Consider the following 14,182-nt stretch of genomic DNA (forward strand, 5'->3'; position numbering starts at 1 on the left):
TAATTGAGAATAATGAAAAGTTTGATATTTTACAGTACATGCCTTAAAACCAGCACCCTGAAAATAGGGAAATGGGACCGCTGAGATTCGAACTCAGGTTCCGGCGTCCCGAACGCCGAAGGATGGACCAAGCTACCCTACGGTCCCTTACTGGTACGGCGAAAACACATCAATGAGTTCGACATGGCTCAGCAACATTCTGCGGCAGCAGTAGCGGGTGATCCCGAGATCATCCAGCACTGCAGCAGCGTCTTCGCCATCACTGACACGTCTTTTGTACTCATCCCAATAGTTTGAGATTACTTTTCCACATGAGAAACATCGGACTGGGATCATATTTTTACCTGTAAGATTTCTGGTATTTAGCCCTTGCTCCGGGACCACCAAAGTTCTTTGACTCTTTCTGCCTGGAATCGTTTACCAGTAGATTGCGGTCATAGCTTGCGAAGTTGTCTCTGATTACTGTGTCATTTGTCCATTCCACAATACCTCTGGCAACTGCGGTCCTTACCGCGTTAGCCTGCCCGACAATCCCGCCGCCCCGGACATCTACATTAATATCAAGCCCTGAGACCACTTCGTCTCCTGCGATCAGCAAAGGTTCTGAGATCTTCATCCTTACAAGCTCTGGAGCATATAACTCGAGCGGAATTTTGTTGATCCTGACCTTACCGGTTCCTTTCGTGACTGTTGCACGTGCAGTTGCAGTCTTGTGCTTTCCAGATGAATTAATTACTTTGACCATGAGGACTCACCCTTTAAAACTTTGAACCCATTTTCTGGCTCACTTCACCAAGTTTGATATATTTGCTAGAGCTCAAACGCCTCATATCAGCATCGGCAATAGTGATTGTTTCAGCGCCCTTGAGTTCAGAGGGAACGCCTACATAGACTTTGAGCCTGGACATTGCATCCCTGCCTTTTGCCCTCTTGTAAGGCAGCATGCCTCGAACAGTCCTCTTAAGGATGCGGTCCGGGCGCTTCGGGAAGTAAGGCCCGAATTCCGTAGCTCCTCTCTCCCGGGTTTCTCGGTAATCTTTGAGGGTAGTAGCCCTTGAGCCAGAAATTACAGCTTTCTCAGCATTTACAATATAAATCTCGTCGTCTCCTGAAAGCAACTGTTTTGCAACCGTACTTGCAAGACGCCCCATAATAAGTCCATTTGCATCGATAACCGTCATCTTCGACACCTCAGCGGAAAATCCGGATACCGGATCCTTTCGGATTTGCTTCCATTATCTCTTCGAGACTCAGGCACTTGCCACCGGCTTCAGTAATCTTTTTAACTGCTGAGTCACTGAAGGTTAGAGCTGCAACCGTTACAGGGTGGTCAAGAAGACCTGCGCCCAGAACTTTTCCCGGGATAAGCAGCACATCATCCTCCGCAGTGTGCCTGTTGATCTTACTTATATTTACAGCCGCATAGTCTCTGGACGGCATCTCAAGACGTCTCGCGATATCCTTCCAGATGGGGGCAGCGTTAGCATTTGCCCTCTCTTTCAGGGTAAGAATCAGGGAAACGATTCTTGGATTTGTTTTTCTTATCAGTTTTACCAGTGATTTTTTACCCAATGTATGTTCCTCCGCAAGATTTGCATAAATCCCACTCACGCGGAAAAAATTCCCTATCGCGTTCGAACATCGCTATAACTGCCTGTGCGGGACTTAATCCCAGGAATGGCAAATTAAAGAACAAGCGATTAATCGGAATTGGTATGATGTGAATAACATTTCTAGTACATAAAGATTATGTGCATCCTTAATCTCAATTTACTATAATTTCGGATAATTAAAAGTGTTTATTTCTTCTTCGTCTACCTGTACCTTCTTAATGTTTCACAGTTAAAGCTATGCAAGTGTATCCCATTAAAAACAACTAATATACTGTTGTGTAATTTCGAATAATCCGATCATTTTGGATTCTGGTTCCCATCTGGAATTCTTGGTATTTTGCTGACATACTGGTGTAATTCGGGTAATTCATTCACTAAATACCGGTATCGTCATTTATTAATTAAAAATCCAACCAGATAGGTAATAAGTTTGGGCAGGACATAATGAGAAAGAAGCCCTATTTTATATTATTAAATGAATATACTCCCATGGGACTGATCAGTTAAGGGGGAACTGGCAATAACCTGTTGAGCGAATATCTTGCCAAGATTTTATGTGTGAGTGGGCATTGAGAGTACAGGATTCCTTCATAGATGCAACTAAAGTAAAAGGCATATTAGCCAAGAGCCTCAAGACAAAAAAGACTATATAACTAGTCCTGCCATGCTTGCTCTGTCTGCACCCGATAACTACCGGGAAGCCCACATCAGTCCCTTTTTCGAGCCTATATCTATACTTCTCAAAATTAATGGACTGGACTTCTCAAAACTTATGAAAGCTGTACTTGATCTATGTGATGAAATAAGTAACTCAACCAGGTGGTACTATTAATGCCGACAGTTATTCAATATCTTCTGGGTAGATTAAAGCAACTGGGAATAAGGGATATTTTCGGTGTGCCAGGAGACTTTGCGTTTCCTATCAACAATGCGATATGCGATGATAATGAACTTCGCTGGATAGGTTGCTGCAACGAGCTGAATGCTGCATATGCTGCTGACGGCTATGCTCGTATTAATCGTATATCAGCACTGTCTACTACCTTTGGAGTAGGTGAGCTCTCGGCATTATGCGGTATAGCAGGCTCTTATGCGGAGAACAATATGGTATTTCATATTGTAGGAATTCCGAAAATGCAGACACAGAAGAGGCATGCCATAGTGCATCATTCGCTGGGTGACGGAGAGTACGGCACATTTATGGATATGGCTACGCCAGTAGTATGCGCCAGTACAATGCTTACTCCGGAAAACTGCGTTGATGAAGTCGAGCGCGTTATCGAGGCGGCCCTGGAAAATCGCCAGCCTGTCTACATTGCAATACCTCACGACTATGTGAATGCAGAGATTTCATCCCTTACGGCACCAAAGAATGTGTTTGTAAAAAGCGATCCTGCGACTCTTGAAGAAGTGGTCTCGATTATTACAGCTAAGTTATCAAACGCAAAACAAGCCTGTATTATGCCGGGCTTCCTTGTTGACAGATTTGGTCTCAAAGACCTCGCTATGGCTGTTATTAATGCTTCAGGCCTACCTTATGCTACTATGGCGCTGGACAAGGCCGTACTTGATGAGACAAATCCCTCCTACATGGGATTATATATGGGACAGCTTATCAATCCTGAAATTCAGGAATTTGTGGAATCCTGCGACTGCATACTTGCCATAGGCGTTGTCATGTCTGATATTAATATGGGCATGTTCACGGCGAAGCTGGATAAATCCCGAGTTATCAATATCATGCCTTTCAGTGTCCATATAGGAAATACTGATTATATCAATGTAAAAATGCTTGATGTACTGGAGGAGCTTTCCAGAAGGCTTAATAAGCGTACTGATGTCAGGGGACCTGTTGCAAAACATCCCGCAGTTCCAGAGGTAAATGCTGAAGACCCAATAACAGCTGACTATTTATACGCCAAGTACGCCGAATTTTTTAAGCTCGATGACATAGTTGTAGTTGACTCAACCTCATCCTTTTATGGGTTACTGCCTTTACCTTTACCAGAAGGAGTTAAGTTCCTGAGCCAGATGCTCTGGGGAGCGATAGGCTGGGCTACTCCCGCTGCCTTTGGCACTGCACTGGCTGCACCAGACAGACGAGTAATTCTTATAACGGGCGAAGGGTCACACCAGATGACAGTCCAGGAGATCAGCCAGTTTTACCGCTATGGTCTAAAGCCTATTATTTTCGTGCTGAATAATCACGGCTACCTGATAGAAAGAATGCTATCTAAAAAATTAGATTACTGTTACAATGACATTCCAGAGTGGCAATACCATAAGTTGCCAGAGGTGCTTGGTTGTAATAACTGGATAACAAGAAAAACCACCACCTGTGGTGACCTTGATAAGATCATGAGAGAGCTGGATACTGCTAAGGTCGGCGCATATATAGAAATAGTTACGCCAGAACTCTCGGCTCCCCCACTTATGAAAGCAATCCACGAAAATTTATAAACTTTGTAGATTAAACCTTGAGGAGATTATAAGAACGTCGGCTTAGAGGGGGGCTTCCATCAAATCTATTTGATTAATTGCGGAGACTTATTAAAAAGAGATGCCGAGTACAGACTTGGCAACTCTTTCGAAGATTGCTTCTATATTGCACCCGAACTTTTTTCCGACAATAAGTGCTACTATTCGGATATCCACAAGGTAGGAAAGTCGGTCCTGCATGGAGTTAATTTCCGAAACAAGTTTCTGCCGGTTTACTCTGGTATCTGCTGAGATAAATTCCAAAATCTGTTCAAAAGAAATTTCTTCCTTTACCGGCTTTTTTGCACCAGAATTTTTCTGGTTTTCAAGGAAATTCTCCGATGGCTTAAATGCATGTGGAAGCCGGATACTTTCCACATCGAAGCATGGCACAAGAATTCCGGCTTTAAGGGAGAGAACGCCTGCTTCAAGAGCTTTTTCCTTTACCTTTGAGGCAATTTTCGGGGAAAACCATTTCAGGTCAAAAGCCAGGGAATACTCAAAATCTTTTTCTGAAAGGGAAGATGCAAGTGTTTTTTTAAACGGAACGGAAACTACTCGTTTAAGTTCTTCCATTAACTAACCCCTTAAAATTGATATTGGTAAGAAGTTGTTTTATCCTGAAATAATTTCGCTTCGAAACTCTTTTCCTCTTGTCCATATTTTCACAACACAAAAAGCCTTATCCCAATTCTGAATTTCGCTTCTATTAGCAATCTGTTCCAGATATGCTCATATAAAATAATTCCGGCTAAATCATCTAACTGTCAGAGATAAAGTAATAATTTCAAACTCAAAATTAGTTAAAATCGAATTGTTTAAAAGATTACAAAAAACTTTTAAAGAATTAATTAAAATAGTTTATAGGGTTTGGAAGTAATTTTCCCAATACACCCTAAACTCTATAAATCTACCCAAGATGCATGGATTATGTTAGCTTTGCTTTTATTTAAGCTTGCCTGATTCTGCCTCCTGGGGTTAAAATCATTAGGAGTGAAACAGATGATTAAGATCAAAATTACAATAAGCATACTTTTTTTGGCAATGCTAGTTAGTATGGCGTTGATACCATCAGCAATGGCCTCCACAGAAGAACAGCAAACCAGCCTAACTAAAGATGCTGCTCAGTTAAAAATTGAGGCTTTAGAGGCCAAACTGGGAGAAGAAGGAATGGAGGAAGTTGCAGATTACTTAGAACTGCAAACCTCTTTGCCGGATGTCGTTAAGGCGATGCCTTATAGAGCGCTTGCTTTTGCTGGCACTCAGGAGGAAAGTAGGTCTATCACCTTCAAGTACATTGATGGTTTTAATGTCTCTGAGGAGGAGAAAGACAGATATAAAGCTGGTATCAAAGATATCTGGGATAGGTATCCAGATAAGATCACCAAAGACGACTATGAATTTATGAGTGAGATTGGTCCTATGCTAGTCAATGAGTCTTTGAAAAGTTATAAGCTTGTCTCCGTGATGTGGCTTTCTACCCCACATCAGGACTATGCTTACTATGCTTGCGATGGATCTTCCTATAGGAATTATGCTAAAAATGCAGCCGACGACCCAGATAATGGTGTGATGGACCCGGAACCATTCTATAGATATTATAATCACTATGAAGATGGGTTGCTACATATTGGAGGAGCACCTGGTAGGTGCGATGAGTTTGCGGATTCTGCCATTTCTGCAGTGAATAATGGAGATTGGGCTACTGCACATCAGAGATTTGGTTACTCAAGTCATTATCTAACTGATCCAGGTATCCCGTTCCATAGCGCTGGAGTAATCCGACAGGGTGATCAGTACATTTGGGATTCTTATGAAAACACATACCATAGCATCTATGAGAATTATGTGAAAAGCAATTGGACTTCAGGATATAAGTTTAAAGATTATGTGCAATATAATACTCAGTCAATAACTGTGAATGATCCTGAAGAAGCGGTTGAAGACAACGCTGAGCATAGTAGCCAGTATTTTGACTATATCTGGACCGAGATGTACGAAGACCCTCAAAATTTTGGCTCAGATATCTACGTAGCTTACTATACTGCCCAGTGTGTCCAAATGTGCGCAAGATATACCCATGGATTATATGATTATATAATGTGAGGAAAAGGTAATTTAAATGAAGTTTAGATTTAAGGAGGTGCCATGGGAGGCATCTCTTTTCTTTATTGGTTGGATTTGGCTTGGTTTGTCAATGTTTGGAATGACTTTAGTTAACATGTTTGTACCAGAGCTGAATTTATATCATCTTGTTGTAGGTATGATATATCTGTTTCCAATGACAGTTATTGGATTTAAGACTATAAAGAACAGGAATATCACTGGTCTGCCTTTGTTTATTTGTTCTGGAATAGTCGGAGTTTGGGCAATTCTCTTGCACATGAAAATGAATTTAGGACGTGATTACGAGTTTTTTCATGGTCAGATTCAAGAAACAGTTATGTTGATATTATTATTGGTAGCTGTACCATTAAGTTACTATATATTTGCTCGCTCAGTAGGATGCAAAGACACACGAAACATGAAAGTTCTTAAAATATTCCCTGTAGTAGCTTTTTTCATAATAATTATTATTGAGTTATTAGGGATTAGCTACTACGGCATGGTCAATTCTGTTTTGTTGTTTTCTTTCTTATTATTAATAGGGCCTTTATTGGGGGGATTGTACATATCGGAGATTGTGCCGAGCATCTAATTTGTTATATCCTGAAGTGATTCCTCAGTTTAAAAATTATTGCATTGTTTGATGTATAATACACTATCGGATGACTCAAAAGTTTAATCATTGAGGGAAATTCATTTCTATCTAGAGATGTGAAACGACCACATAGCATGAAATAAATTTGAAGTAGAAGTAAAAATAGTGAGTTCCCTGTATTCGATTTACACCATATATAAAAAATTAAAAAAAGTGAAATAATTTTGGGATAAAACAAAATCTAAGATAATAGAATTTAAGATAAATGAAAATAAAGAAATTTAAAGTAAAGACTACAAAATTAGAATCTCCGGCGCGGAATACTCACCTTAAACTTTCGCCGGAGTAAGGTCTTCCTGAAGTTGGAATTTAGAGGGTTACAAGTTTGGCATCGAGTATTCCGTCAACTTTCCTGACTTCATTAAGGATCGGGTCAGAAACTTCAGAGTCTACGTTAAGAACCATCATGGTAACGCCTCCGATTTCTGCCCTGCCAACCTGCATACCTGAGATGTTGATATTGTTTTTCCCGAGCACGAGGCAGCACGGTCCGATAACATTAGGCCTGTTAATGTGCTTGGCAAAGATCATACGACCTGCAGGGAAGATATCAACTCTGTCGTCATCGACAGCAACAATCTTTGGTTCATCTCCGACAACAGTGCCTGCAACCAGTTTCGCCTGTCCATTGCTGCTAAGCTTGATACTGATGGTTGAAGAATATTCTTCAGAAGATTCGGATTTGCTCTCTACAACTGCAATTTTTCTAGACTTTGCAAGGGTAGGGGCATTAACGTAGTTTACTCCGGAGCCGAGTGCCATCTCAAGCAGCCCTTTAAGTGCAGAAACCGTAAGAGGTCTGGTATCCTTTCCGGAAATCTCACCATTGTATCCGATTTCTACCTTTTCGTAATTTCCATCTACTAGCTGCCCTGCAATCTTGCCCATAATCTCAGCGAGCCTGATGTAAGGGGCGAGGACTGCCATAGCTTCCGGTTTTACCGAGGGGATATTGATTGCGTTCTTTGCAAGCCCGCCTGAAAGGACAGATACTACTTCTTTTGCGATATCGATTGCCACATTTACCTGAGCTTCCTGTGTAGAGGCTCCAAGATGGGGAGTGACTACCACATTGTCAAAGTTCAGGAGAGGACTGTTAAAAGGAGGTTCCTCGACGAATACGTCTATTGCTGCACCGCCCACTTTTCCGCTTTCAATAGCTTTTGCCAGAGCTTCCTCGTTAATAATGCCACCGCGAGCGCAGTTGATAATTCTGACGCCGGGTTTCATCAGGGCAAACTGTTCTTCATCAAGAATATTCCTGGTTTCTTTGATGAGAGGGGTGTGCACTGTGATATAATCGGCTGCTTTTGCGATTTCGTTAACTGTAGCCAGCTTGACTCCAAGTTCTATTGCCCGTTTCTCGGAAATAAAAGGATCGTACCCCATAAGGTTCATTTCAAGCCCTGAAGCTCTCTTTGCAACTTCAGAACCGATTCTTCCGAGACCTATAATTCCCAGGGTCTTGCCTTTTACCTCAACGCCCATGAATTTATTGCGTTTCCATTCCCTGGATTTCAGGGAAGCATTTGCCTGGGGGATATTCCTGGACATTGCCATCATCATAGCAATGGTGTGCTCTGCTGCCGAAATCATGTTGCCTTCGGGAGCGTTTGTCACAATAATGCCCTTCTTAGTAGCTGCATCCACATCAACATTGTCAACTCCGACCCCAGCTCTCCCGATAACTTTCAGGTTGTCGGCAGCCTCGATAATCTTCTGAGTAACCTGGGTACCGCTGCGTATAACAAGAGCATCGTAATCTTTGATTTTTTTCACCAGCTCTTCTTCTGAAAGCCCGGTGGAAACATCAACCGTAAAGCGTTCTTTTAGAATCTCCAACCCTTCATTGGAGAGTGAGTCGCTGACCAATACTTTCATTTCAATTTCTCCAGATAATACGATAAGCATGAGATATTAAATTTTAACAGAGAATACCAATCAACCTGATTACACTTAAGCGTTATCACACATACTTAGGGAAACTCTGTTCTTTCTGTTTCTATTATGGATTTTCTTCCTGCACGATTATCCTACCAGTCTTATTATTCCGATCTTCGGCTCGTAACATTGCCCGCCTGAAAGCAATATACGGATGACCTCTTCTACAACTTGCTCAGGAATGCCTCTGGCGACCGCTTCTTTCATGAAAGCTGCATAATCCACTCCTTTGCTACCACCCATCTCCTTGAGCAGTTCGAGCACAAATTCTTTCTGGTCAGCCTTGGCGCCTGCACCTCCATCGAAATCAAGAGCTTTGAGCCCTTCCCTGATGGAAGTCCGAAGCAGTTTTATAAATTCCTGAGAAACATCCTTTTCAAGCACAATGGATATTCCCTGAGCAAGCTCGGAGGAAATGCCTCTCTCTATAAGGTATTCCCGAAGTTCTTCTCCATGATATCCGCTGGCAAGAGCATCCGAAAAGGCTACAAGCCTATCAACGGTCTGTTCTGCGGTATCCACAACCCATCTGTTGCGGATTTCCTCATCTACAACATTTGCCTCTTCAGCCCGAATAGAGACAAAAACCGAACCTGGCTCAGGTTCGTAAATCCTGGCTTTTCCTGTAAGGGCGATGAAAGCAGGAACCTTTAACGTCGAAAAGAAGATAGATGCTTCAGGCTGGTACTGCCCTGCGTACACTGTAAAAGCTCCGGTAGGATCAACAATCCTGGCCTTCCACATCTCCCCCTGTGTCCCGATATTGTCAAGTTCCGTGACCACACCAACCACAAAGACACGGTTAAGAATTAGCCCAAGCGGGCTAATTAGAAAGTTTGGAACTTTCGAATCCAGGGCTTCAGAGTCAGATCGTGCGTCCTTCTCAAGTTCTCTACAGGCTTCGAATTCCCTTGCAAAAACCCGTTTTGCAACTTCTCGCTTAAGCAAGATAAATTCCTCCAGTGGAAGAATATTCATCCTGTTTATTCTCTTCATCCGGTCCGAGCCTGCGAAGCAGTTCCACTACCCTGACTGCAAGGTCCTCTTCAGGTACCCAGGCTTTTTCAGCTACAAAAGAAACCCCGTATTCACCTTTTGAAGCGTTGCCTCGTACTGCAAGATGTCGACCTGTAAGAGAGCGCCTTAAATCTTCATAGACCGCATCCTTAGAGACGTCAGAAAACATTAGCTGCTCGGCTTCTTCAAGGGTTTTTCCATAAATGATTTCTGCAAGTTCTCTTGGAAACATAACTGACATTGAGCCTGTTCCATCATCCAGTATGGCTTTGATCCGCATATCCCGTACGCCTTCGACCTTGCCGTGCACCCTGCAATTTCCTTTCTGGATTACACGACCGCACTCGGGGCAGCGGGAAATAATGCCTGAACCTGGACGGACTGAGACCACATTGCCTGCTGCGGCTACATCAAACATACTTTCTCTTGAATTGATCTTTTCTATTTTGATTGGAGCAGGATCTTTTACTGCGGACTCGAAGGTAAAAGCAAGGTTTTTTGCTTCTTCTGGCTCAACCTGGGAGACTTTTGTGCTGTTGAGGATATTGACCGACGGCATACCCTTGAACATCCGAATCTGGGCTCCTTCAATTCGGATAATGCTCCCAATATCAATGCCTGGCAGTTGAACCCAGGCTGTAAAGGGCAGCCTTCCGGTCTCATCAGCAAGTACGCCTGAAATCACTCTGGACTGGCGTCCTTTTACAAGCACTTCCCTGTGAGAGAGTTGAAGCACGCAGGCTACGGTATTTACGGAAAAATCCATGGCTCCTATGTCAATTAACTTCTTTTTCTGGCTTCCTGAGAGTTCGGATAGAGAAGGAAGCGTAGAATCAGGATTCTTCGACACAACAGATTGATCCCCTATCGAAAGCCTGATCCTATTTTGCCAGACGCGTGTATACGCGTTCTTAATGGTAATTACATCCCCAACCGAGCCAGGAAGCTCTTTCCAGGAAGAAAACAGAACTGAGCCGGTTTCGTCCGCAAGAACCCCAGTGTAAAGCCTGGAGGAACCTTTATGAGTCCCTTCCTGCGGGCGGATTGGCTTTTCCCCAAGGTCAAGAATTCTGCCTGTGAGTTCGAAATTTTTAAGGTTGGCAGACAGGTCCTTTATTTTCAGGGCTTTCCTTTTTCCTCCGAACTTGCGGAGTATAGTCTCTTTTGCAACATAAGGCGGCACGCGAAAAGCAATGAGTTTCTCAAATTCTGCTCGGATGCCAGTCTTTTCAAGGTCTCCAAACGCCCTGGTTAATTCTTCAAGGTGGGGCGCAGTTTTCTCATCCATTTTTAGGCCTCCATTCGAGACATTATTAACACGATAAAATTCTATAACAATATCGGATTCTACAGTATTTAAACCTTAATTGAAATTAATTTCCTTTATCGTAGAGGATAATGAACTATTATTTAAGGATAGTTGTTTAGAATTTTTGGTTTCCAAAAGTATATTAATTTCAGAGAAAATTTCTTTTCTGGAGAAGTCTTGAGAGAATTTTCACTAAAAAGTGATAAAAAGCCTGAAAGGGAAACTTTCTTTCTATTGAGAGTTAAAGTCTGGATAAAGGATATGGAAGCTTGAAAAGGGGAAGTGAGAACTGAATATGAGAGGAACAAAAGGAAAGAATTTTAGAGCTATTAAGCTGACAGTGTTTGCGGTTATTCTGATAGTTCTCTGCACCTGCTCAGCCGTTTCAGCCTCCAATTTGAGAGTAAGTTCGGCTATTGAAGGAGATTATATTTCCATACAGGCTGCAGTAGATGCCGCAGAAGCAGGAGATACAATTTTTGTAAGCCCTGGAACCTATGTTGAAAATCTTAAAATAAATAAAGAAGTACGAATCTGGTCGGACTCTAGAAACCCAGAAAATACGATCATAAGGGCAGCCGACCCTGAGGAAAGTACTGTTGAAATCAGTGTTGACCGGGTATTTTTTAGCGGATTTGGCATCGAAGGCTCGGAAAAAGCAGGAATCCTGCTCACAGGGGTCAAAAGCTGCTATATCAATAACAACAGAGTCCTGGGAACTGAATACGGCATTCTTCTCAACGGCTCAGAAAGGAATACCATAAGAAATAATCTCGTTACCCTCAATGAAATAGGAATAAGGCTTGAAAGCTCAAACTCAAATGATATCCTGAATAATGTAATTGCCTACAATTACGGTCCCGGAATCTCCCTAGAGGCAAGCAGCAGGAACCTTATCTATAACAATTACTTCAAGAACGCCGAAAACGTCGAAGAAAAAAGTATAAATGCGGAAAATATCTGGCAGAGCCCTCTCGTAACAAGACAGAACATAGTCAAAGGCCCTTACATTGCCGGAAACTTCTGGTCTGACCCTGAAGGCAAAGGTTTCAGCGAAACCTGCGTGGATGAAAACAATAACGGAATTTGCGACACCTCGTATAACATTACAGGTGGAGGAACTGATAAATCCCCACTTTACCCTAAAGTCCCAAACGCTGTCAAAACCCTTGAAAGTAAACTGAATGTCAGTGCTTATGAGCAGGGACTCGCCGACAGGGAGAACGCAACCAGTCTGGAAACACCAGTAAATGAAACTGAAGGATCAGCAGAACCGGAAACCGAAAACACTACCAATGAAGGAGTTCAGGAGGAAGCTGAATCACCTGGTCCGGGGGCTGGAATTGTGGCGGTAGCTATAGGTGCTGCTTATTTCCTTAGACGAGCAGGTAAACACAAGTGAAAAATTTAATAATTTTCTCACCGGGGAAGTTTTCCTGATGCTGAGGGAAATCTCTGTACTGGAGAAACTGAAGTTTCCTGAGATTCCCTCAGTTTTTGGGAAGGTCTGGAGAAACAAATTTACTGGAAAAATAGGTTTGCAATAGGCCACAAAGAAAACCAAAAAAGAGTATCAAAAAAGAAAATGTCATGAATGTAAAAACACAGTATTGCTGATCCGAAACTACTGATCAGAGTATTACTGTTTCTTTGTTACATACCACGACTAAATTCAACCTTGTCCCTTAATGCGTCTCAATCAGGTCTATAATTTTCCTTGCCTCTTTGACCATGTAATCCGCTTCTTCAGCCGAGATCTGCTTGCATACCCTCATTTTTTCAGCGAGGTGAATAAATGACTTAAGCATTGAAACGGCTTTTTTATTGTCACAGTTCTCATAGTGGCACATCGAGGTATCAAGGAGTGTAGCCAGCCCTGTTTTTGTCTTCACATTGCATTTATATGTGCATTCCACGTATTCTTTGAGAGCCTGTGTCCTGTCTAGCGGTGTTAACTCGGATGAGCAATTATCTGGAACCTGGGTTTCATTATCGATTCCATTACTGTCATCTGTGTTATTGTCATCCAGAGGTGGCTCTTCATCCCAGGTAAGAGTGGCCATGTAGATACCACCATCTCCATTATGCCCTTCAATCCAGACTATCTTATCCCCATAGACATCAAGATACCACGCATTTCCTCTAGCAATTAGAGTTTCAGTGGAAGTGGAGAGATTATACATACGAATATTTGAGTATTCATCCGAATAGCAACTGTCACTCCATACTATTCTGTCACCATATATCTTAGGAGATCCCGTTGAACATCCTACTTCTTCACTGGCTTTAATCAGGGTTTCTTTCTTAGTGGAGATATCATACATGTAGATATCGTCTTTTCCGTCACGATTATCTACCCATACTATCTTATCATCATATATTGAAGGCTTTCCTACTGCTGATTTACTAGTGGTAATCTGAGTCTCCTTATTAGTGGAAAGATTGTACATATATATATTAGGATTCAGGATCCCATCGTTAAATTCGGTTCCATATGCATCGCGCGTATCCCAGTATACTATCTTGTCATTGAAGATATCCAGCCGTAGATTTGTTCCTGGGTACTGCTGTTCGGTGACAATCTCAATCGTTTCGTTAGTGGAGAGATTATGCACGTAAATGTTATCCTCGGATCCTTGCCAAACTATTTTATCACCACTAATTGAAGGAGATTCATAATCATATGCTGATCCATCGGCGGAGATCTGAGTTTCCTTCCCAGTAGAAAGATCGTACATGTAAACATCATAGTAATAACCGGAGTTAGATCCTTTATTGCGCTCATCTATCCAAACTATTCTGTCACCGTAGATATCCGGAAAATGTGCCGATCCGCTAGTGGTAATTTGAGTTTCTTTCCCAGTAGATATATCGTACATGTAAATATCTGAGTTTTCGTACCCATTGCGATAATCCTCCCACACTATCTTATCATTATAGATAGCAGGTTGATTCCAATATGATAATACACCAGTAGCGATTCGAGTCACAGTAACCGTGGGCGAAACATTTTCCGCAGTAACTGTCGATGCTGTACAGGCAATTAAAAACAAAACTAAAGCT

14 protein-coding genes and 1 tRNA gene are annotated in these 14,182 nt (G+C 42.2%); 5 read left to right on the forward strand and 10 right to left on the reverse strand.

Annotated elements, in window-relative coordinates; all coding sequences use genetic code 11:
- Window positions 1–72: 72 nt before the first annotated feature.
- From AOB57_RS05360 to AOB57_RS05380, 5 genes are all read right to left on the reverse strand, one after another.
- Window positions 73–147 (reverse strand) — tRNA-Pro (locus tag AOB57_RS05360).
- The gene (locus tag AOB57_RS05365) at window positions 148–336 is read right to left on the reverse strand and encodes a DNA-directed RNA polymerase subunit N (protein ID WP_054297846.1); all 189 of its coding nucleotides are present in this window, start codon (window positions 334–336) and stop codon (window positions 148–150) included.
- Between the two features lie 4 nt (window positions 337–340).
- Window positions 341–745 (reverse strand): 30S ribosomal protein S9, encoded by a 405-nt coding sequence (locus tag AOB57_RS05370; protein WP_054297845.1) that lies wholly within the window; start codon window positions 743–745, stop codon window positions 341–343.
- A gap of 13 nt (window positions 746–758) precedes the next feature.
- Window positions 759–1,181, reverse strand: coding sequence for a 50S ribosomal protein L13 (locus tag AOB57_RS05375; protein WP_054297844.1), 423 nt, complete (start codon window positions 1,179–1,181; stop codon window positions 759–761).
- 10 nt (window positions 1,182–1,191) lie between these two features.
- Window positions 1,192–1,572: a 50S ribosomal protein L18e gene (locus tag AOB57_RS05380; protein ID WP_054297906.1), complete on the reverse strand. Its 381-nt coding sequence runs from the start codon at window positions 1,570–1,572 to the stop codon at window positions 1,192–1,194.
- Between the two features lie 705 nt (window positions 1,573–2,277).
- Between AOB57_RS05380 and AOB57_RS05385 the strand changes: the two genes are divergently transcribed.
- Together AOB57_RS05385 and AOB57_RS05390 are read left to right on the forward strand one after the other, a co-directional pair.
- Entirely contained in the window at window positions 2,278–2,445 is a 168-nt protein-coding gene (locus AOB57_RS05385; protein ID WP_167829550.1) for a hypothetical protein, read from the forward strand.
- Window positions 2,445–4,073, forward strand: a complete 1,629-nt coding sequence (locus AOB57_RS05390; protein WP_054297843.1) for an alpha-keto acid decarboxylase family protein — start codon at window positions 2,445–2,447, stop codon at window positions 4,071–4,073. Before AOB57_RS05385 ends, AOB57_RS05390 begins: the two co-directional genes overlap by 1 nt.
- A 90-nt stretch (window positions 4,074–4,163) precedes the next feature.
- Here AOB57_RS05390 and AOB57_RS05395 read toward each other — a convergent pair whose 3' ends face one another.
- Window positions 4,164–4,667, reverse strand: a complete 504-nt coding sequence (locus AOB57_RS05395) for a DUF2240 family protein (protein ID WP_054297842.1) — start codon at window positions 4,665–4,667, stop codon at window positions 4,164–4,166.
- Between the two features lie 426 nt (window positions 4,668–5,093).
- Between AOB57_RS05395 and AOB57_RS05400 the strand changes: the two genes are divergently transcribed.
- Window positions 5,094–6,197: a phospholipase C/P1 nuclease family protein gene (locus AOB57_RS05400; protein ID WP_054297841.1), complete on the forward strand. Its 1,104-nt coding sequence runs from the start codon at window positions 5,094–5,096 to the stop codon at window positions 6,195–6,197.
- A gap of 37 nt (window positions 6,198–6,234) precedes the next feature.
- Window positions 6,235–6,789: a hypothetical protein gene (locus AOB57_RS05405; protein WP_128503643.1), complete on the forward strand. Its 555-nt coding sequence runs from the start codon at window positions 6,235–6,237 to the stop codon at window positions 6,787–6,789.
- 372 nt (window positions 6,790–7,161) lie between these two features.
- Here AOB57_RS05405 and serA read toward each other — a convergent pair whose 3' ends face one another.
- The 3 genes from serA to AOB57_RS05420 all read right to left on the reverse strand — a co-directional run bounded on the left by serA (window position 7,162) and on the right by AOB57_RS05420 (window position 11,098).
- Window positions 7,162–8,733: a phosphoglycerate dehydrogenase gene (gene serA, locus AOB57_RS05410; protein WP_054297839.1), complete on the reverse strand. Its 1,572-nt coding sequence runs from the start codon at window positions 8,731–8,733 to the stop codon at window positions 7,162–7,164.
- A 147-nt stretch (window positions 8,734–8,880) separates the two neighbouring features.
- Window positions 8,881–9,741 (reverse strand): RPA family protein, encoded by an 861-nt coding sequence (locus tag AOB57_RS05415; protein ID WP_054297905.1) that lies wholly within the window; start codon window positions 9,739–9,741, stop codon window positions 8,881–8,883.
- Window positions 9,734–11,098, reverse strand: coding sequence for a Single-stranded DNA binding protein (locus AOB57_RS05420; RefSeq protein WP_054297838.1), 1,365 nt, complete (start codon window positions 11,096–11,098; stop codon window positions 9,734–9,736). Before AOB57_RS05420 ends, AOB57_RS05415 begins: the two co-directional genes overlap by 8 nt.
- Window positions 11,099–11,414: 316 nt before the next feature.
- Between AOB57_RS05420 and AOB57_RS05425 the strand changes: the two genes are divergently transcribed.
- Entirely contained in the window at window positions 11,415–12,521 is a 1,107-nt protein-coding gene (locus tag AOB57_RS05425) for a right-handed parallel beta-helix repeat-containing protein (RefSeq protein WP_054297837.1), read from the forward strand.
- Between the two features lie 283 nt (window positions 12,522–12,804).
- On the opposite strand, the gene AOB57_RS05430 is transcribed toward AOB57_RS05425, so the two are convergent.
- Window positions 12,805–14,109 (reverse strand): TolB family protein, encoded by a 1,305-nt coding sequence (locus AOB57_RS05430; RefSeq protein ID WP_167829551.1) that lies wholly within the window; start codon window positions 14,107–14,109, stop codon window positions 12,805–12,807.
- Window positions 14,110–14,182 lie beyond the last annotated feature (73 nt).

The sequence above is a fragment of the Methanosarcina flavescens genome (genome assembly GCF_001304615.2).
GTDB lineage: Archaea > Halobacteriota > Methanosarcinia > Methanosarcinales > Methanosarcinaceae > Methanosarcina > Methanosarcina flavescens.